The 19,180-nt window shown below is 72.7% G+C and carries 13 protein-coding genes and 1 pseudogene; 7 read left to right on the forward strand and 7 right to left on the reverse strand.

Annotation, left to right across the window (positions count from 1 at the left end; genetic code table 11):
- Positions 1-48 precede the first annotated feature (48 nt).
- Positions 49-231, reverse strand: a complete 183-nt coding sequence (locus RV986_RS43520) for a hypothetical protein (protein WP_475922656.1) — start codon at positions 229-231, stop codon at positions 49-51.
- A gap of 308 nt (positions 232-539) precedes the next feature.
- Between RV986_RS43520 and RV986_RS43525 the strand changes: the two genes are divergently transcribed.
- Together RV986_RS43525 and RV986_RS43530 are read left to right on the forward strand one after the other, a co-directional pair.
- Positions 540-1,280, forward strand: coding sequence for a hypothetical protein (locus RV986_RS43525; protein ID WP_475922657.1), 741 nt, complete (start codon positions 540-542; stop codon positions 1,278-1,280).
- On the forward strand, positions 1,277-1,822 hold the full coding sequence (locus RV986_RS43530) for a SixA phosphatase family protein (RefSeq protein WP_475922658.1): 546 nt from the start codon (positions 1,277-1,279) through the stop codon (positions 1,820-1,822). The genes RV986_RS43525 and RV986_RS43530 overlap by 4 nt, the downstream gene beginning before the upstream one ends.
- A 32-nt stretch (positions 1,823-1,854) precedes the next feature.
- Here the strand turns inward: RV986_RS43530 and RV986_RS43535 are convergent, their stop codons facing one another.
- Positions 1,855-3,846 (reverse strand): APC family permease, encoded by a 1,992-nt coding sequence (locus tag RV986_RS43535; RefSeq protein WP_475922659.1) that lies wholly within the window; start codon positions 3,844-3,846, stop codon positions 1,855-1,857.
- Positions 3,847-4,077: 231 nt separating this feature from the next.
- On the opposite strand from RV986_RS43535, the gene RV986_RS43540 reads away from it, so the two are divergent.
- From RV986_RS43540 to RV986_RS43550, 3 genes are all read left to right on the forward strand, one after another.
- Positions 4,078-4,704: a YigZ family protein gene (locus RV986_RS43540; RefSeq protein WP_475922660.1), complete on the forward strand. Its 627-nt coding sequence runs from the start codon at positions 4,078-4,080 to the stop codon at positions 4,702-4,704.
- A 69-nt stretch (positions 4,705-4,773) separates the two neighbouring features.
- Positions 4,774-5,937, forward strand: a complete 1,164-nt coding sequence (locus tag RV986_RS43545; protein ID WP_475922661.1) for an exonuclease SbcCD subunit D — start codon at positions 4,774-4,776, stop codon at positions 5,935-5,937.
- Between the two features lie 34 nt (positions 5,938-5,971).
- A complete protein-coding gene (locus RV986_RS43550) occupies positions 5,972-8,974 on the forward strand; it encodes an AAA family ATPase (protein WP_475922662.1) in 3,003 nt (1,000 codons plus the stop codon).
- Between the two features lie 144 nt (positions 8,975-9,118).
- Here the strand turns inward: RV986_RS43550 and RV986_RS43555 are convergent, their stop codons facing one another.
- The gene (locus tag RV986_RS43555; RefSeq protein ID WP_475924648.1) at positions 9,119-10,810 is read right to left on the reverse strand and encodes a DUF885 domain-containing protein; all 1,692 of its coding nucleotides are present in this window, start codon (positions 10,808-10,810) and stop codon (positions 9,119-9,121) included.
- An 81-nt stretch (positions 10,811-10,891) separates the two neighbouring features.
- On the reverse strand, positions 10,892-11,434 hold the full coding sequence (locus tag RV986_RS43560; RefSeq protein WP_475922663.1) for an Lrp/AsnC family transcriptional regulator: 543 nt from the start codon (positions 11,432-11,434) through the stop codon (positions 10,892-10,894).
- Positions 11,435-11,494: 60 nt separating this feature from the next.
- Between RV986_RS43560 and RV986_RS43565 the strand changes: the two genes are divergently transcribed.
- Together RV986_RS43565 and RV986_RS43570 are read left to right on the forward strand one after the other, a co-directional pair.
- Positions 11,495-12,688: a trans-sulfuration enzyme family protein gene (locus RV986_RS43565; protein ID WP_475922664.1), complete on the forward strand. Its 1,194-nt coding sequence runs from the start codon at positions 11,495-11,497 to the stop codon at positions 12,686-12,688.
- Between the two features lie 563 nt (positions 12,689-13,251).
- Complete coding sequence (locus tag RV986_RS43570) at positions 13,252-14,403, forward strand: RNA-guided endonuclease InsQ/TnpB family protein (RefSeq protein ID WP_475924649.1); 1,152 nt, start codon at positions 13,252-13,254, stop codon at positions 14,401-14,403.
- Between the two features lie 33 nt (positions 14,404-14,436).
- Here RV986_RS43570 and RV986_RS43575 read toward each other — a convergent pair whose 3' ends face one another.
- The 3 genes and pseudogenes from RV986_RS43575 to RV986_RS43585 form a co-directional block, all read right to left on the reverse strand.
- Positions 14,437-15,873, reverse strand: coding sequence for a GNAT family N-acetyltransferase (locus tag RV986_RS43575; protein ID WP_475922665.1), 1,437 nt, complete (start codon positions 15,871-15,873; stop codon positions 14,437-14,439).
- A gap of 147 nt (positions 15,874-16,020) precedes the next feature.
- Positions 16,021-18,696 carry a DUF7824 domain-containing protein gene (locus RV986_RS43580; RefSeq protein WP_475922666.1) on the reverse strand — a complete coding sequence of 892 codons (2,676 nt, stop codon included), beginning with the start codon at positions 18,694-18,696 and terminating at the stop codon, positions 16,021-16,023.
- Between the two features lie 8 nt (positions 18,697-18,704).
- A pseudogene (locus RV986_RS43585) lies at positions 18,705-19,091 on the reverse strand (SWIM zinc finger family protein); the annotation flags it as partial.
- Positions 19,092-19,180 lie beyond the last annotated feature (89 nt).

Genomic DNA, 19,180 nt, shown 5'->3' on the forward strand with positions numbered 1-19,180 from the left:
GGTCCTCTTCCGGGCGCGGCGTGTGCGGTGGGAACTCGACGGCGACCGTCAGGCCGTCCGCCCGCGGTCCTTGAGGAGGCTGACGCCCGCCCCGAGGGAGACGACACCCATCCCGACGGCCGTCATGAGGCCCTGCGCACCGTCGACGACGAAGGGCGCGGCCGCGGCGACGACGAGGTTGAAGAGGAACAGGAACCAGAGGACCGGCTTCGACGAGAGCAACGTCTTCATGGGGGGTGTTTCCTTCCGTACGGGGGATGGGTGAGAGGGGTGATTTCCGAGGTCAGCGGGTTGTCCTCGGCCGGGAACAACGATTCCGTCTCCCGGCCGCCGTCACGAGGGAGCGCCCTCCCGAACCCCTGGTGCAGCGGGCTACACCACCGGGGTGGTCCCACTCACCCGCCCGGGCGCGGCAGCCCTCGAATCGGTGCGGAGCACCCCGCCCACGTGGGCGTCCTCGGGTCCCGGGGCGACTGCGCATGTCCGGAATTGGGTCCCACCTCCCCGCACCGGGACCCCCGCCCGCCTACGCTCACCCCGTGCTGCGTATCACCGACGCCCGAACGGGCGAGCCCATCGATGCCGTCCGCGCCCGTCGGGGCCTGACCCGCGTCGAAGCGCACGTGGAGCGGGACGACCTGTCCGCCCTGCGGGTGCTGCTGGTCGCCGACGTGCTCGCCAGGGCCCTGGAGATCGGGGGAACACCCGTCGTCACGGTGGCCGACCCGCCGGCCGGACTCCGTGCGCGCGCCGACGCGCTCGGCATCCGCCGGGCCGAGGGCGACCACGGCGGCCTGGGCCCGGCCCTCCATGTACTCACGCCCGACGCCACAGCTCCCGATGACACCGCGCCCGACGACAGCCCTCCCAAGGACCCCGCTCCCCATACCCCCGCTCCCGAGGGCATCCGGGTCGAGGTCGCCCCGGTGAGCGGCACGGCCGACCCGGCGCTGCTCCGGATGGTCCTGCTGGCGGCCCCGCGCCGACAGCCCGTCGACATGGCCGCCGCCGACCTCGACGGTGCCCGGGAGACGCTCGCGCGCTGGCGCAAGGCCGTCGCCGGCTGGGCCACCCGGCCGTCCAAGCCGGTCCCCGAGCAGGTACGGCAAGAGCTGCGTGCCGCCTGGGAGGACGACCTCGACGTGCCCGCCGTGCTTGAGGTACTGCGGCGCGTCGAACACGCCGAGGACATGCCGGACGGCGCCCGCTTCGAGACGTACGCCTACGCGGACCGTCTCCTCGGGCTCGAACTCACCCGTGACATCGGGGCGCAGCGGTGATCGCTCGTGCCGGAGGCGGCCCCCTGCGCAGACTCGTCGTCCTGCGACACGCCAAGTCGGCCTGGCCCACGGGCGTCGCCGACCACGAGCGGCCGCTCGCCCCGCGTGGCCGCCGGGACGCCCCGGCCGCCGGACGCGCCCTCGCCGAGGCGGACTGCCTGCCGGACCTCGCCCTGTGCTCCACCGCCGTACGCGCCCGCCAGACCTGGGAGCTGGCGGCGCGGGAGTGGGGCACCCCGCCGCCCGTACGGCTCGATCGACGGCTGTACGCCGCCGACGTGTCCGAGTTGCTGACAGCACTGCACGAAGTCCCCGACCAGATCAGGACGTTGCTGCTGATCGGACACAACCCCGGGCTGGAGGAGCTGGTGCTGGACCTGGCCGGGGACAGTCTCGACGACGCGCTGGACGACGTACGGACGAAGTTCCCGACCTCCGCGATAGCCATTTTGGCCTGGCACGGAAGTTCCTGGGACGCGCTCGCCCCGGGCACGGCGCTGCTGACGGACATGACCGTGCCGCGGGGCAAGAAGAAGGGTTGAGGACCGGGAGACCGGGGCGTGAGAACCGACGGCTAGCCCACGTGGATCCGGGGTCGGCGCTCCGGGTCCGGCTCGGCGCGGCGGAGCACCTCGCGGGTGACCGGGGCGACCTCGCCGTCGCCGAAGACGAGGAAGCGGACCAGTTGGCTCAGGGGGTTGCCCTCGGTCCAGTTGAAGTAGGCGTGCGGGACCTGGCCGGTGTGGTCGCGCAGTCGCATCATGACGGCCGCGATCGTGTTGGGCACGGTCGCGCCCTCGACCCGCAGCCTGCGCACCCCGTGCTTCTCGTCGCCGTGCACGGTCAGATCGGCGGTGAAGTCCGAGGAGTCGGTCACGAAGACCTCCAGGAACAGCACGGGCCGGCCGTCCGGGATGTGTGTCTGCTCGCGCTGGCTGTACTCCTTGGCGCGGTACTCCCGGGTGCTGTGCTCGTGCGGCTCGTTCGCGATCAGCAGCAGCGGTCCGTCGGCCGCGGCCTCGTCGACGAAACGGGCCGCCGTCTCGTCGAACGTGACCTCGGCGGCGCGCAGTTCGAAGGCGCGGCGCACGCGGGAGGCGAACGAGGTGATCAGGATCGCCAGGATGAAGATCAGCGCGATCTTGATGCCGTCGGGGCGTTCGATGACATTGGTGACCAGGGTGTAGCCGAAGACCGCGGTGATCGCGGCGAAGCCGACCGCGGCGCGGCGGTGACCCCGCTGGTGCACGGCGACCGCCGAGGCGAAGGAGGCCGAGAGCATCAGGACCAGGACACCGGTCGCGTAGGCGCCGCTCTGGTCGTCGACGTTCGCGTCGAACCACAGCGTGATGAGGACCGCGGCCACCATGAAGACGAGCACAAGGGGGCGGACGGCGCGTGTCCACTCGGGGGCCATGCCGTAGCGCGGCAGATAGCGCGGTACGAGGTTGAGGAGACCGGCGAGCGCGGAGGCACCCGCGAACCAGAGGATCGCGATGGTCGACAGGTCGTAGACGGTGCCGAATGCCTCGCCCAGGTGTTCGTGCGCGAGGTAGGCGAGGGCGCGGCCGTTCGCGGGGCCGCCGCTCTCGAACGCGTCCTGCGGGATCAGGATCGTCGTCGCCAGGCTGGAGAGCAGCAGGAAACAGCTCATGATCACGGCGGCCGTGGTGAGCAGCTTGCGGGTCTCGCGGATCCGGCCCGTCGGCTTCTCGTACGTGTCCGTCGGGTCGCCCTCGACCTGCGGCATCACCGCCACGCCCGTCTCGAAGCCGGACATGCCGAGCGCCAGCTTGGGGAAGACGAGGAGCGCCACGCCGATCATCGCGAGCGGCGAGGAGTGTTCGGCCGTCATCGCGTCGGTCCAGTCGCCGATCTTGACCGGGTGGCTGAGCACCTGCCAGGCGGAGACGCCCAGCACGACGACATTGAGAGTGAGATAGGTGGCCACGAGCGTCACCGCGATGCCGATCGCCTCCTTGAAGCCCTTCAGGAAGACCGCGCCCAGCGCGGCTATCAGAAGGAGGGTGATCCAGGTGTTCCCGCCGTGCATCCAGTGCGGAGCGAAAGGATTCTCCACGACGTGGGCGGAGGCGTCCGCTCCGGAGAGGGTGATCGTGATCAGGAAGTCCGTCGCCGCGAAGCCGAGCAGCACCAGGACGAAGATCTTCCCGGCCCACCAGGGCAGCAGCCGCTCCAGCATCGCGATGGAGCCCTCGCCGTGCGGGCTCTCCTTGGCGACCCGACGGTAGACGGGCAGCGCGCCGAGCAGGGTGAGCGCGATCAGGACGAGCGTCGCGAGCGGGGAGAGCAGGCCTGCCGCGAGGGCCGCGATACCCGGCTGGTAGCCGAGCGTGGAGAAGTAGTCGACGCCGGTGAGACACATCACCCGCCACCACTTGTGGCCCTGGTGCTCCGCGTCCGGGGTGGCGTGCGGCCCGGGATGCCTGGCCGACTGCTCGCTGAGCCCCTCCAGAAGCCATGCCCGCCAGCGTGGCGCGGCTGCTGAGGGTTCCCGTTCTCGGGGCTCGGCGGAGTCCGAACTGTCCACCTGGGTGCCGGTCATGCTGCGATCTCCCTGCGATCGGTCGGGCCGGCGATCCGGCTTCGGGCAACGAGGAGCGAGTATCCACCACATCGCCCGGACCGACCGCGCCGGGGCCGACCGCGCCGGGGCCGACCGCGGTGGGGGAGCAGCCATGGGCAGGGGCTGGACCGCGGCCCGGGCGACGGCAGGGGTCCTGCCGCCTCGGGTCCGCCGTCCCGGACCCGGGCTGGGAGCGCATACGCTGGGCCGATGCAGGACGAGTACCGCACAGTGGCCCGCGCGGGTGTGCACGAGACCGAGGTCAACCGCTCGCGCTTCCTGTGCGCCCTCGCCCCGGCGGCCACCGAGCGGGAGGCCCAGGACTTCATCGCGGGCGTCCGCAAGGAGCACGCGGACGCCACGCACAACTGCTACGCGTACGTCATCGGAGCCGACGCCGCCGTCCAGAAGGCGAGCGACGACGGCGAACCGGGCGGCACCGCGGGCGTCCCCATGCTGCAGATGCTGCTGCGCCGCGACATGCGGTACGTCGTCGCCGTCGTCACCCGCTACTACGGCGGGGTCAAGCTCGGCGCGGGCGGACTGATCAGGGCGTACGGCGGATCGGTGGGCGAGGCGCTGGACGCGCTCGGCACACTGACCCGCAGACGCTTCCAGCTGGCCACGGTCACCGTCGACCACCAGCGCGCCGGCAAGATACAGAACGACCTGCGGTCCACCGGGCGCGAGGTCCGTGACGTGCGCTACGGCGAGGCCGTCACGATCGAGATCGGACTGCCGGACACCGACGTCGAGCCCTTCCGGGCGTGGCTCGCCGATGCGACGGCCGGGACGGCCGGGTTCGAACTGGGTGGAGAGGCGTACGGGGACGCATAGGCGGACAGCGCGGACCGATACGGGAGTAGCCGCCCGTGATGTCCGACCCGCCCGTTAGTCTCGGGGATCATGAGGATTCTGCACACGTCCGACTGGCATCTCGGCCGGGCCTTCCACCGAGTGAACATGCTCGGTGCCCAGGCCGAGTACATCGGTCACCTCGTCACGACCGTGCGTGAGCGCGGCGTCGAGGCGCTCGTCGTGTCCGGGGACGTGTACGACCGGGCGGTGCCGCCGCTGGCCGCCGTCGAGGTCTTCGACGACGCCCTGCACCGTCTGGCCGACCTCGGGGTGCCCACGGTGATGATCTCCGGGAACCACGACTCGGCGCGCCGGCTCGGCGTCGGCGCCGGGCTCATCGACCGGGCGGGCATCCATCTGCGGACCGAGCCCGCGGCCTCCGGCACCCCCGTGGTGCTCGCCGACACGCACGGCGACGTCGCCTTCTACGGACTGCCGTACCTCGAACCGGCTCTGGTGAAGGACGAGTTCGGGGTCGACAAGGCAGATCACGAGGCGGTGCTCGCCGCCGCCATGGACCGGGTCCGCGCCGACCTCGCCACCCGCGCGCCGGGCACCCGTTCCGTCGTCCTCGCCCATGCCTTCGTCACCGGCGGGGCGGCCAGCGACAGCGAGCGGGACATCACCGTCGGCGGGGTCGCCGCCGTGCCCGCCGGGGTCTTCGACGGCGTCGACTACGCGGCACTCGGCCACCTGCACGGCAGCCAGACCATCACCGAGCGCGTGCGCTACTCCGGTTCCCCGCTGCCGTACTCGTTCTCGGAGGCCGACCACCGCAAGAGCATGTGGCTGGTGGACCTCGGCCCCGACGGCTCCCTGGGCGCGGAGCGGATCGACTGCCCCGTCCCCCGGAAGCTGGCCCGCCTCCGGGGACACCTCGAAGACCTGCTCGCCGATCCGCGGCTGGAGCGCCACGAGGACGCGTGGGTCGAGGCGACCCTGACCGACCCGGTGCGCCCGGCCGAGCCCATGGCACGGCTCACCGAGCGCTTCCCGCACACGCTCAGCCTCGTCTTCGACCCGGAGCGGGCCCCCGAGGACCCCGACGTCTCGTACGCCCGGCGGCTCGCGGGCCGCAGCGAGCAGCAGATCGCGGAGGACTTCGTGGCGCATGTGCGCGGCGCCGGACCCGACGCCCACGAACAGGCCGTGCTGCGGGACGCGTTCGACACCGTCCGTGCCGACGAGGCCGTACGGGAGGTCGCCCGGTGACCACACCGCGCGCGCTCGGCCGGAAGGGAGCCCGATGAGGCTGCACCGCCTGGACATCACCGCCTTCGGGCCCTTCGGCACCACACAGAAGGTCGACTTCGACGAGCTGTCGGCCGCCGGGCTCTTCCTGCTGCACGGCCCGACCGGCGCGGGCAAGACGTCCGTCCTCGACGCCGTCTGCTACGCGCTGTACGGGGCGGTGCCGGGCGCCCGCCAGAGCGGCCAGGGCATGACCCTGCGCAGCGACCACGCGGCGCCCGCGACGCGTACCGAGATCCGTCTCGAACTCACCGTCGCCGGACGCCGGTTGGAGGTCACCCGGCAGCCGCCCTGGGCCCGTCCCAAGAAGCGTGGAACGGGCACGACCACCGAGAAGGCACAGGGCTGGCTGCGCGAGTACGACGCGCCGGCCGGCTCCTGGAAGGACCTCAGCCGCTCCCACCAGGAGATCGGCGAGGAGATCACCCAGCTGCTCGGCATGAGCCGCGAGCAGTTCTGCCAGGTCGTCCTGCTGCCCCAGGGGGACTTCGCGCGCTTTCTGCGGGCCGACGCCGAGGCCCGCGGCAAGCTGCTCGGCCGTCTCTTCGACACGCACCGCTTCGCCGAGGTCGAGAAGCGCCTCACCGAGCGGCGCCGCGCGACGGAGGCCGAAGTACGGGACGGCGACGCGGCGTTGCTCGCCGACGCCCACCGTATGCAGCAGGCCGCCGGGGACATCGTCGAGGTGGCGCTGCCCGAGCTCGCGCCCGGCGACCCCGGCCTCGCCGAGTCCGTGCTGACCTGGGCCGCGGTCGCCCGCAGCGCGGCCCGCGAGCGGCTGGCCCTCGCGCACGGCGCGCGTACGGCCGCCGAGTCGGCGCAGGCCGCCGCCGATCGCGTACTCGACGACGTACGCGAAGTGGCGCGGCTGCAGCGCCGGTTCACGGAGGCGCGGGAGCGCGCCGCGCGGCTGGAGGAGCGTGCCGACGCCCACCGGGAGGCGCAGGCGCGCATGGAGCGGGCGCGGAAGGCCGAAGCGGTGGCGCCCGCGCTCGACCTGCGCGACGCCGCCGAGGCCGAGCACCGGCGCGCGGCCGCGGACGAGGCACGCGCCCGCGGCGCCCTGCCGGAGACCTTCGCCGGAGACGGAGCGCCGGGGCTCGCCGCGGCGGCGCGCAAGGCGGCCGAGGAGCTGGGCGGCCTTGCGTCGGCGCGCCGAGCCGAACGCCGCCTCGCCGAACTCACCACGGAGTGCGCCTCCCTGGACCGCCAGGAGCGCGAGGACGAGGACGTCCGCCAGGATGCCGAGAGCTGGCTCGCCACCTGGGAGGCGACCCGCGCCGGACTCCAGGCGCGCATCGAGTCCGCGCAGGAGGCCACGACGCGCGCCGAGCAGCTCCATGTGCAGCGCGATCCCGCTCAGGCGCGGCTCAGGGCGGCCCGGCAGCGCGACCAGTTCGCCCGGGACACGGACGACGCCCGCGCCCGGGCCCTCGCCGCCCGGGAACGCGCGACGGACGCCCGGGTCCACTGGCTCGACCTGAAGGAACAGCGCCTGCAGGGCATCGCCGCGGAACTCGCCGCCGGTCTCGTCGACGGCGAGCCCTGCGCCGTGTGCGGCGGCACCGAACACCCCGCGCCCGCGCGGAAGATCGCCGGACACGTCGACCGGGAGGCCGAGGAGCAAGCCCTCGCCGCCCACCGGCTCGCCGACGAGCAGGCCGCCGAGGACGAGCGTCGGCTCGGCGTCGTCCGCGAGGCGCTGGCCGCCGCGACCGCCGAGGCGGGCGACGCGCCGACCGAGCGACTCGCCGAACAGGCGGCCGAGCTGGAGCGGGAACACACCGAGGCTCGCACCGCCGCCTCCGGGCTGCACACCGCGCGCGAGCGACTCGCGCAGGCCGAACTCGAACACGAACGGCGGGTCGAAGCCCAGCAGCAGGTGGCGCTGCGCGCCGCCGCCCGGGTCTCCCACCGCGAGCGCAACGACCGCGAAAGCGCCGTGCTGGAGGAGGAGTTGGCGCGCGCCCGAGGCGCCGCCGACAGCGTCGCCGTACGCGCCGCGCAGCTGGAGCGGCAGGCCGCCCTGCTCACGGAGGCGGCGGACGCCGTGCGCGCGGCCGAGGACACCGCGCAGCGCCTCAAGGACGCCGACGCACGGCTGTCCGACGCCGCCTTCCGCGCCGGGTTCGACACCCCGCAGGCCGCGGCCGACGCGCTCCTCGACGACGCGGCCCACCGGGACCTCCAACGGCGCCTCGACGCCTGGCAGTCGGAGGAGGCCGCGGTACGCGCCGTGCTCGCCGAGGCCGACACGGCCGCCGCCGCCCAGCAGCCGGCCGTCGACCTGCCCGCCGCGGAAGGGGGCGCCGAGGCCGCCGCCCGCCGGCTGCGGGAGACCGCCTCCGCCCAGGACGCGGCCACCCGGCGCTGCGCCGAACTCGACCGGCTGTCCGCGCGCGCGGACACGTCCGTACGCCGTCTCGCGCCGCTGCGCGAGGAGTACGACCGGGTGGCACGCCTGGCCGGGCTGGCCGCGGGCACCTCGGCGGAGAACGAGCGCAGGATGCGCCTGGAGTCGTACGTCCTCGCCGCCCGCCTGGAGCAGGTCGCCGCCGCCGCGACCGTACGGCTGCGGCGCATGTCCTCCGGGCGCTACACCCTGGTCCACTCCGACGACCGTGCGGGACGCGGCCGCAGCGGGCTCGGCCTGCATGTCGTGGACGCCTGGACCGGCCGGGAGCGCGACACGGCGACGCTCTCCGGGGGCGAGACGTTCTTCGCCTCGCTCGCGCTGGCCCTCGGCCTCGCGGACGTGGTCACGGACGAGGCCGGTGGGGTGCGGCTCGACACGCTCTTCATCGACGAGGGCTTCGGCAGCCTCGACGAGCAGACCCTCGACGAGGTCCTCGACGTGCTCGACTCACTGCGGGAGCGCGACCGCAGCGTGGGCATCGTCAGCCATGTCGCCGACCTGCGACGGCGCGTGCACGCCCAGCTGGAGGTCGTGAAGGGCCGAACGGGATCGGTCGTACGGCAGCGGGGCGTCCAGGACTGAGAAGCGGTGCGCCGGGGGGCTCGGTGGCCGGCGCACCGGACGGTCGCGAGGGCGCCCCGGCGGCCGGGCTCACGTCGTGCGGTGCGCCGGGCGCCGCCGGTCCGCTGTGCGCCGGGCCGCCGCCGGTGCCGGTGCCGGTGCCGGTCAGAGCTTGGACAGCTCGTCGACCAGGTCGTCCAGGCCGAGCGACCCCTGCGACAGGGCCGCCATGTGCCAGGCCTTGGCGTCGAAGGCGTCCCCGTGCCGTTTCTTCGCGTTCTCGCGGCCCAGCAGCCAGGCCCGCTCGCCGAGCTTGTAGCCGATGGCCTGACCGGGGATCGAGAGATAGCGGGTGAGCTCGCTCTCGACGAAGTCCGCCGGACGGCTGCTGTGCGCGCCGAAGAACTCCTGCGCCAGCTCGGGCGTCCAGCGCTCGCCCGGATGGAACGGGGAGTCCGCCGGAATCTCCAGTTCCAGGTGCATGCCGATGTCGACGACGACCCGCGCCGCGCGCATCATCTGCGAGTCCAGGTAACCGAGCCGCTGTTCCGCGTCCTGAAGGAAGCCCAGCTCGTCCATCAGCCGCTCCGCGTACAGCGCCCAGCCCTCGCAGTTGGCGCTGACCTGGCCGACGGTGGCCTGGTAGCGGGAGAGGTCGTCGACGACGTACACCCATTGGGCGAGCTGGAGGTGATGGCCGGGCACGCCCTCGTGGTACCAGGTCGAGACGAGGTCGTACACGGGGAAGCGGGTCAGCCCCATCGTGGGCAGCCAGGTCCGGCCGGGCCGTGAGAAGTCCGCCGACGGCGAGGTGTAGTACGGGGCCGCGGCGCCGCCCGGCGGGGCGATGCGGGACTCCACCGTCCGTAGCGGCTCGGCGAGTTCGAAGTGGGTGCCGTCCAGCGCGTCGATTGCCTGGTCCATCAGGCCCTGCAGCCAGTCCCGGACCTCCTCGACGCCCTCGATGTGCCTGCCGTGCTCGTCCAGGTGCGCGAGCGCCGCCCACGGGGTCTCGGCGCCCGGCAGGACCTTCTCGGCCTCGGTCCTCATCTCGGCGAGCAGCCGGTGGTACTCGGCCCAGCCGTACGCGTAGGCCTCGTCGAGGTCGAGGTCCGAACCGTTGTAGTAGCGAACCCAGCGCGCGTATCGCTCACGGCCCGCCGTGTTCGGCGCGCCCGCGATCGTGGGCGCGTACACGTCACGCATCCAGTCCCGCAGCTCCACCAGGGACCGCGTGGCCGTCCGGGCGGCCGCGTCCAGCTCCTCGCGCAGCGCGTCGGGGCCCGCCGACACGAACTCCTCGAACCAGCCGTGGTCCTGCCCGTCCGGGCCGGACCACTCGGTGAGCTGCCCGATGAAGGTCGCGGTCGGGCGCGGGCCCGCGTACAGCTTGCGCTCCAGACCGAGGGCGAGGGACGCGCGGTACCCGGCCAGCGCGGCCGGCACCGCGCGCAGCCGTTCGGCGATCGCGGCCCAGTCCTCGTCCGTCTCGGTCGGCGCGATGGTGAACACCTCGCGCACGGAGTGCGCGGCGGTGTCCATGTTGCCGACGGACCGCAGCCCCTCGTCGGCGTCGTGCACGGCCAGTTCGGCGGTGAGCCGTTCGCGCAGCAGCCGGGCGCAGCGCCGCTCGATGCCGCTGTCCGCGCCCGCTCGCCGCTCCGCCTCGTCGAGCCGCACCAGGGTCGACCGCGCCAGCTGCGCGACGGCCTCCAGTCCCGCGGGCGAGAGGTCCGGAAGCCTGCCGGAACTCTCCTTCACACCGAGGTACGTACCGAGGACCGGGTCGAGGGCGACGAGGTCGTCGACATACGCGTCGGCGACCTCGCGGGGCAGCGGGCTCTTCGTCTCTGACATGCGCGTCGTCTCTGACATACGGACATCCTCATACGAGGACAGGCGCCACGTCAGCTCGGGCGGACGGGCTCCGAGCCGTGATCAGCCTGATTTCGACGATGGCGTAGTCGCGGACGGGGCGGATGGGGTGGGTGGGACGGGTGCGGCCGGTGCGGCGGGTGGGAGCAGTGGGCCGCAGTCCCACTGCTGGAAGATCAACCGGGTCTCGACGCGGGCCACTTCACGCCGGGACGTGAACTCGTCGAGGGCCAGTCGCTGCAGGTCGGCCATGTCCGCGACCGCCACGTGCACGAGATAGTCGTCGGGCCCGGTGAGGTGGAAGACGGTCCGCGACTCCGGCAGCTCCCTGATCCGCTCCACGAACGGGCCGACCAGCTCCCGCCGATGCGGCCTCACCTGCACGGACAGCAGGGCCTCCAGGCCCCGCCCCAGCTTCGCCGGATCGAGTCGCAGCTGATGGCCGAGAATGACTCCCGCGCGGCGCAGTCTGGTCACCCGGTCCAGGCAGGTCGAGGGGGCGACGCCGACCTGCGCGGCGAGATCGCGGTACGTCGTCCGTGCGTCGTTCTGCAGCAGTCGCAGCAGATGAAGATCCACCGGATCGAGTACGACGGATTCGGCCATGGCCCGAACGTAACACGGAGTTCAGCGCCTCGACCCCGGTCGGTGTTCAGGCTGCTGCCCATGGAAACCGTGGTGTACGACCCATCCGACTCGTCCGACACCCAGGACCGGCTGAACGGAACCGGCCAGGGCGCGCCCACGGCCCGTGCGCTCGCCACCGAGGCCGTGCACGCCGGGCGGGAGGATCTCGCCCGGCAGGGGCTGCACGCGGCGCCGATCGACCTGTCCACGACCTATCCCTCGTACGACAGCCGTGGTGAGGCCGCCCGCATCGACGCGTTCGCGGCCGACGGCGCCGAACCCGAGGGGCCGCCCGTCTACGGCCGCCTCGGCAACCCGACCGTCGCCCGCTTCGAGACCGCTCTCGCCCGTCTCGAAGGCACCGGGAGCGCGGTCGCGTTCGCCAGCGGCATGGCCGCGCTGAGCGCCGTACTGCTCATACGCAACGCGAGAGGTCTGCGCCATGTGGTCGCCGTACGGCCCCTCTACGGCTGCAGCGACCACCTGCTCACCGCCGGACTGCTGGGCTCCGAGGTGACCTGGGTCGACCCGGCCGGCATCGCGGACGCCCTGCGCCCCGACACCGGGCTGGTCATGGTCGAGTCCCCGGCCAACCCGACGCTCGCCGAACTCGACCTGCGCGCCGTCGCGCACGCCTGCGGCGCCGTCCCGCTGCTCGTCGACAACACCTTCGCCACGCCGGTGCTGCAACGCCCCGCCGAACAGGGCGCGCGACTGATCCTGCACAGCGCCACCAAGTACCTGGGCGGACACGGGGACGTCATGGCCGGAGTGGTGGCCTGCGACGAGGAGCTCGCCCGACAGCTGCGCCAGGTGCGCTTCGCCACGGGGGGTGTGCTGCATCCGCTGGCCGGCTATCTGCTGCTGCGCGGACTGTCCACCCTGCCCGTACGGGTTCGGGCCGCGTCCGCGACCGCCGCGGAACTCGCCCGCCGGCTCACCGCCGACCCGCGCGTCGCCCGCGTCCACTATCCGCGCATCGGCGGCGCCATGATCGCCTTCGAGGTGCGCGGCGACCCGCACGCGGTCATCGCCGGGGTCCGCCTGATCACCCCCGCGGTGAGCCTCGGCAGCGTCGACAGCCTGATCCAGCATCCGGCGTCCATCAGCCACCGCATCGTGGCCGCGGACGACCGCCGGGACGCCGGGGTCGGTGACCGGCTGCTTCGCCTGTCGGTGGGGCTGGAGGACACCGAGGACCTGTGGGCCGACCTGGACGGCGCGCTGGGGTAAGCGGGGAAGGAGCCGGGGGCGGACCTCGGGGGAGAAGTGCGCGGGTCCGGCGGTGGCCGGGCGGCGGGAGGCCCCGGGCACGGCACGAATGCGAGGGGCCTTTCGACGTCGTGCCCGCTTCTCCTCGCGAGGGAGCGGAACCGGCGGCGGACCGTTCCGTACGATCCGCTCGCCGCTCGCCGCTCGCCGCTCGGCGTCTCGCCCGTGTCCTACTTGTTCACCTGGTCTCTTGCGAGGAGGCCCCGGCGTTTACGCCGGGGAGGAATCGCATCCCGTGACAGCGACGCGGAGCGTCGCCGCATCCCGCTTCCTGGGCGCGGAGCGCCGCTGCGACTTGCTCGGCGGAGCCGAGTGTGGGCGAACATATGTGCTCATGTTCGCTGATGGGTGTGATCGTGACAAGACAGGGGCGCGGGCGTGTGGATCTCGTACGTATGGTCGTCCGGCAGGGGTGGGTGACCGGAACTTCGGGCGGGGGTGAGGGTGTGGCGGAAGCGGCAGGGGCCGACGGAGCGGGGCATGCCCGGTACACGTTCCGGCTTCGCGTGTCGTCCACCGCCCACATGCTGCTGATGGCGGAGTGGGACCGGTGCCGGTGGGTGTGGAACGAGTGCGTGGCCAAGTCGAAGCAGGCCCACGCCTGGAACAAGAACCGTCCCGAGGGCACCGACAAGCGCACCTGCGGCCCGGCGCAGCTCGACAAGATGCTGACCGACGCCCGTGCTCGCACGCCGTGGCTGCGTGAGGGCTCCAGCGTTCCGCAGCAGCAACTCATCCGGGATTTCGGCAGGTCCAAGGCCAAGGCTCAGAAGGACATCCGCGGTCGGGTTCCGCAGCACCGCCGGGCCGGGATGCCGAAGTGGAAGAAGAAGCGCGAGACGCTGCCAACGCTGAACTACACCCGGCGCGGCTTCCGCCTCAAAGACGGCAGGCTGCGTCTGGCGGGCGGCATCGCCTTGACGGTGGTGTGGTCGCGAGACCTTCCGGCCGACCCGTCATCGGTGCGCGTATATCAGGACAGCCTTGGGCACTGGTACGCGAGCTTCGTCGTCCCCGCCGAGGTGCGGCCGCTCCCCGGGACCGGCCGCGTGATCGGCATCGACTGGGGTGTGAAGGAGACTGCGACCACCACCAGCGACGCCCACGACCTCCCCCACGCCCAGCACGGGCGCAGGGCCAAGGAGAAGCTGTCCCGGTACGACCGGATGATGGCCCGCCGCAAGCCCGCCAAGGGGCAAGCGGCCTCCAAGGGTTACCGCGAGGCCAGGAAGTGGCAGGCGAAGACGTACCAGAAGATCGCCCGCCGGCGGCAGGACACCGGGCGCAAGTGGGCGAAGAAGGTCGTGACCGACCACGACGCGATCGCTGTCGAGGACTTCAAGCCGAAGTTCCTCGCCAGGACCACCATGGCCAAGAAGGCCGCCGACGCCGCCATCGGCGCCACCAGACAGGCCCTGATCGAGATGGGCCGCAAGCACGGACGCATCGTGCACCTGGTACACCCCGCGCACACCACGATGGACTGCGCGCACTGCGGAGCGAGAGCCAAGCACGCACTGCCGCTGGGAGAGCGCATCTACACCTGCACCGTGTGCAACACCGTGTCCCCACGGGACAAGAACTCCGCACGCGTGATGCTTGTCCGGGCTGGTCTCAACCCGGCTGGTGTCGAGGGCATAAGACCATCCGGGGCGCCGCCCCGGATGGCTGCCTGAGCCAGGAATCCCCTCCCTTAGGGAGGGGAGGATTCAATTCTTCTGCGTGCGCGTCTGCGTCTGCCTCTGTCCTTGGTCGTACGGCGGTCGGGACGCCACCGGGGTCGCGTCCAGGCGGGCCGTGACGACCAGGGTGCCCTCCTCGATCTGATAGTCGAGGGGCAGCCCCAGTCCGCGCATCGCGGCGACCATGCCGGTGTTGGAGGCCTGCGTGACGGCGTACACGCTCTCGCAACTCGCCTCGACAGCCATCGTCACGAGCCTGTTGAGCAGTTCGCTGCCGATACCGCGCCGCTGCCAGTCGTCCTCGACGAGCAGCGCGATCTCCGTCTCGTCGCCGTCCCACAGGAGGTGGCCGAGCCCGACGATGCGTCCCGACGCCGTCTGCACGGCGAGGGTGCGTCCGAAGCGCGGGCTGAGCAGGTGGTTGAGGTAACGGTCCACGTCACCGACCGGCCCGTGGTAGCGCATGCTCAACGTGCCCGACGAGCAGCGCTCGTGCATCGCCTTCGCCGCGTCGAGGTCGGAGACGTCGGCGCGACGCACCGTGATCGAGTTGCCCTCCGGCAGCGTCAGCATGTCCTGGCTGCGCGGGATGCGCGGACCCAGCCGCGCGTCCAGTTCCACCAACGCCCGTGCCCGAGCGAACTCGGTCGGCGTGAACGGCAGATACGGCCGTTCCAGCGTGATCACCCCACCCTCCGGCGCGCGCAAGCGCATCACCGTGTCTTCCAGCACCCCTTCGACCGGAACACCCTCTTCCGCTCGACCCGACCCCGGAGACGTGGCGGGCAGCGAACGAATGGTGCACCTACCGAGCAACTGCCGGAGGGCCAGCGGAAGTTCCGCAGCGTCCAAAGCCGTGCGAGTGGCCAGCCCCAGCACGCGCGTCGGCGCGTCCACCAGATCGTGGGCGTCGGCCCGCTCGATCCAGGTCTCGGTGCCGCCCGCCAGCGAGAGTGCGCGGGTGACCTCCGAGGCGGCCAGCTCCGCGGGGGCGCGCAGCAGGAACTCGTCCACGGTGCCGTCCGCGAGCGGATGTGTCTGCAGGCTCAGGATGTCGACCTGCCGCTGTGCCAGCGCCGTGCACAGCGCGGCCAGCGAACCCGGCTCGTCCTTCACCGTCGTCCGCATCCGCCACAGCGCCGTCGCTCCGGTGACGGCCTCCGGCGCGGCAGGGGCCTCTTCGGCCTGCCCGGCGCGTCGCCCGTCGGCGAGCATCCGGGCGCCGGTATCGCCCGTGGGGGGCGCGTGGCCGTGGCGGCGTGCCCACCAGGTGTGGAATCCGGCCGTGGCGACCAGGATGACGGCCGAGATCACCAGCAGGGCCGGGCCGTCGGGGCCGTGCCCGATCAGGTTGGCGACGGCGTCGGCGACCGCGACGGCCGTGAACAGCGCGGCGAGTTCGACCACGTCCCGTCGCCAGTGGTGGACGGGGCGACCGTGCTTCGCCCGGGTCACATCAGACATGTCTGGAGTCATGCAGTCACTGTGAAGGAGTGGTGTTGCGTGATCACGAACGGTCTGTGACTGATCGGTAAAGTGTCGTTCTATCCTTTTTGTGGTTCTTTTTGCGGTTGATTTGCCTCCATCGGATCGCGTGGGTTACGCGCCTGGTCAGACGGGCGCAGCGGCGGTGGGGAGGGTCAGCGTGTCCCGAAGCCGCCGGGCCTGTGTCACCACTTTGGACGAGCCGCCCCGGCCGACCGTCTGCGCGAGATGAGCGAGATCACCGTGCGCCCCGGAGCGCTCGGCACACTCCGCGGCGACCGCCAGCAGATCCCCGAGCCCGCGCGGGGGCGCGCCGGCCGCCCCCTTCGCCGCCTCCTTCGCCGCCCCCTGTGCCGCGAGGTCGGCGAGCAGCATCGGCAGCGTTTGGCGGAGCACCGTCCAGACGGTGGCGCGGGCGCCGGTCGCCGCCGCCGTCCGTATCGCCTCCGCGAGCCGCGACGGCTTCACGGCCCCCGAGCGCACCAACTGCCCGAGATCCGCTCCGAGCCGCCCCGCGTCGAGCTGCCCTCGTGCGGCGAGCACCAGCAGCGCGTCCACCGTCGCGAGCCGGTCCTCCGGATGCCGCGCCCCGAGCCCGTACGCCAGACACAGGTGCACGCACTCGCCCGCCTCGCCGTCGGCCTCGGCGAGGCGGGGGAGGATCGCGGCCGCGCCCCGGGTGTCCTCCACGGCGAGCGAGGAGAGGTCCCGGAGCATCCGCGCCGCCACCAGTTCCCGTCGGCCGGGCAGGACGCCGAGCCAGTGCCGCGCCTCCCCGCCGACCCGGTGGCCGCAGTACCGGTGTGCCGCGAAGGGGGTCACCCGGCGGCCGAGCGCTTGGAACTCCGGTGGCAACGAGTGCTGTGGCTGCGCCAGTTCGCCGAGTTCGACCAGCACGCGCACCCCCGACGTCCGACGTCTGCCCGGTGGCGGCGCCGGGCTCTCGTCGGTGAGCCACCGGGCGAGCCGCTCGCCCTCGGCGGTGCCCAGCCGCTGCGCTCGGTCCGCCGCCGCCTCGGCGCCCGCTCGGTCGTCCTCGCGCAGTCGCAGCAGCGCCTGGGCGAAGTCGGCTGCTCCGGGCCGTGCGTCCAGCCGCCGGTAGGTCTCCAGCCGTGACACCAGGTCCTCGGGCTCCAGCAGTCCGGTCGACCAGCTCGGCGTGGACAACAGGAACGGCTGTGGGTCGGTACGCAGCCGGTACGCGACCTCCCGCAGACGGGCGTGGAACGCATCGGCGACCCCGGAGTGCACGCAACCGGGGCCCGTGGCGCCGCGCCGCACGATGTCGTGGAGCAACGCGGTGCGGGTGTGGCCCAGCAGCGTCGCCAGGATCAGTTCGAGACTGTGGCTGTTGCCCCGGAAGTATCGGTCGATGTCCTCCGGGGCGGCAGTCGCCCACCAGCCGCGCGAGGCCCACGGCCGCAAGGCCTCCGCGAGCCCCTGCCCGTCCTGGTACGCATGGCGCACGAGTCCGTCCAAGGTGCGCTCGAACGCGCTCAGTTCGCCTCGCGAGCCCAGGAGTGAGCCCAACTCCTCGACGACTTCGGCCCGCGTCTGCGGAGCGGGTGCGAGCCGCCACCGCTCCGGCACCGGAGGCAGTACTTCTTCGTGGGCCTCGGGGGCGGCGGCCGATGGCCCGCCACCGAGCAGCTGCTCCGCCCGCACCCGCAACCCCGGGCTCAACCGGGCCGCCGCGTCGGCGAGTTCCTCCCGGAGGGCGCCCTCGGCCCGGAGTCCGCCGAGATGACGCTCCACGAGCTTCAGCGCACGCTCCTGCAGGTCCGTGTCCTCGTGTCCGAAGGCCCGCGCCACCGCGGGCACCACCTCGGCCGCGGTGGACGGATCGCGCCTGAGTGCCTTGCCCACCAGAATGAGCTGGGCCCGTACCAGCTTCTTCTCCGTCCGGAACAGCACGCACGAGGTCATCTCGGCCAGCTGCCCGGGCGGCAGTGTCCCTTCGAGCGCGAGGGAGGCGAGCACCGACTGGGCCTGGGAAGCCACCGGGACCACGGATTCCGCCGCCAGCGCCAGCCAGTCCGCCGCACGCTCGCGCTGCTCGTCCGCGGTGAGGTCCAAGGAGGTCAACAGGTTCAGGAACGCCCGCAGTTCGGTGGCGGCGCCGCCGCGCAACAGCCGGGCGAAGCAGGCGTCGACCATCACCTTGCGGTCGAGGGCGCCCTCCTGGGTGAGCCGCGCCAGTGCGTACGTCCAGCTGTTCGACCCCTCGCCGTACCGCCATTCCACCCGGCTGCCGATGCCGTCGATCTCGAACAGCGCGGCGACGAGCTCCCGCAGATACGGGTCCTTCCGCAGCCGGTCCAGAACGGTGTCCCCGCGCTGCCAGACCGCTCCGATGTGCTCCATCCAGCCCTGCACATAGGCGTCGGTCGTCGGCACCGGGCAGCCGGAGAGCCGTACCAGACCGGCCATCAGTTCGTAGGGGACACTGCCCATCGCGAACGGGCGTTGTGCCAGCCGGTGGGTCACATCCGCGAGCCACTCGGGCTCGCGGTCGCCGAGCACATCGAGCAGTACGGCGGGGGAGGCCTGGGCCCATTGCATGTCGGCCGCCGAGATCCAGGCGGCCACCCCCGCGGCGCCGGTCTGGCAGGCGGCCCCGGCCAGATGGAGCGTGGGCCAGGCGCGGCGGGACGCCGCGTTCCACGGGGCGCTGCGCAACTCGCTGCGCAGCGCCTTCAACTCGGGTACGAGCGCGCGGCGTTCGGCGTCCGTCATCCCGTCGAGCAGGGTCACGGTCTCGGCCGTCCGCCCGTTGCGCACCGTCTCCAACAGGGAATTCATCGCGCATCCCCGTCCAGGCGTGCCGCGCCCGGCCCCGTCAACTCGGCCCGCGGATGCAGCGGATCGTCCGTTCCGATCCGCGAGAGGGCCTCGCGCAGGGGGTTGTTGACGTCGACATGGGACTCGAAGCGGAGCCGGTCGCGATTGCCCGTGACCACCGGATCGAGGGAGGCCCGCGGCTGCCGCTGGTGGTAGCGCGCCGCCGCCACGTCCGCGAGCGGCCCGGCCGCGGCGACCCGGGGCGAGGTCAGTAAGTCCGCGAAGAACCGCGGATGGTCCTCGGTCCCCGCGGGGGGCGCGCCCCGCGAGGTCTCAAGTCCCCAGCGCCGTACGCCCGGTGCGGACTCCGGCGCGGAGTGTCGGGGGTAGGCCACGGCCTGCAGTGATCGCGTCATGGGAAAACCGTAGGGGCGACCACTGACAATCGGCCCTGACCTGCGAAGACCTGCTCGCCTACCGGTTTCGGTGACGTGAGCGCGCACCG

The sequence above is a fragment of the Streptomyces sp. RLA012 genome, assembly GCF_056270325.1.

Bases quoted from the DNA above. Each gene is read 5' to 3' on its own strand.
- RV986_RS43545 (WP_475922661.1), top strand. From the start codon at position 4,774: ATGAGGATTCTGCACACGTCCGACTGGCATCTCGGCCGGGCCTTCCAC.
- RV986_RS43555 (WP_475924648.1), bottom strand. From the start codon at position 10,810: ATGTCAGAGACGAAGAGCCCGCTGCCCCGCGAGGTCGCCGACGCGTAT.
- RV986_RS43580 (WP_475922666.1), bottom strand. From the start codon at position 18,696: ATGAATTCCCTGTTGGAGACGGTGCGCAACGGGCGGACGGCCGAGACC.
- RV986_RS43520 (WP_475922656.1), bottom strand. From the start codon at position 231: ATGAAGACGTTGCTCTCGTCGAAGCCGGTCCTCTGGTTCCTGTTCCTC.
- RV986_RS43575 (WP_475922665.1), bottom strand. From the start codon at position 15,873: ATGTCTGATGTGACCCGGGCGAAGCACGGTCGCCCCGTCCACCACTGG.
- RV986_RS43565 (WP_475922664.1), top strand. From the start codon at position 11,495: ATGGAAACCGTGGTGTACGACCCATCCGACTCGTCCGACACCCAGGAC.
- RV986_RS43570 (WP_475924649.1), top strand. From the start codon at position 13,252: ATGCTGCTGATGGCGGAGTGGGACCGGTGCCGGTGGGTGTGGAACGAG.
- RV986_RS43540 (WP_475922660.1), top strand. From the start codon at position 4,078: ATGCAGGACGAGTACCGCACAGTGGCCCGCGCGGGTGTGCACGAGACC.
- RV986_RS43560 (WP_475922663.1), bottom strand. From the start codon at position 11,434: ATGGCCGAATCCGTCGTACTCGATCCGGTGGATCTTCATCTGCTGCGA.
- RV986_RS43550 (WP_475922662.1), top strand. From the start codon at position 5,972: ATGAGGCTGCACCGCCTGGACATCACCGCCTTCGGGCCCTTCGGCACC.
- RV986_RS43535 (WP_475922659.1), bottom strand. From the start codon at position 3,846: ATGACCGGCACCCAGGTGGACAGTTCGGACTCCGCCGAGCCCCGAGAA.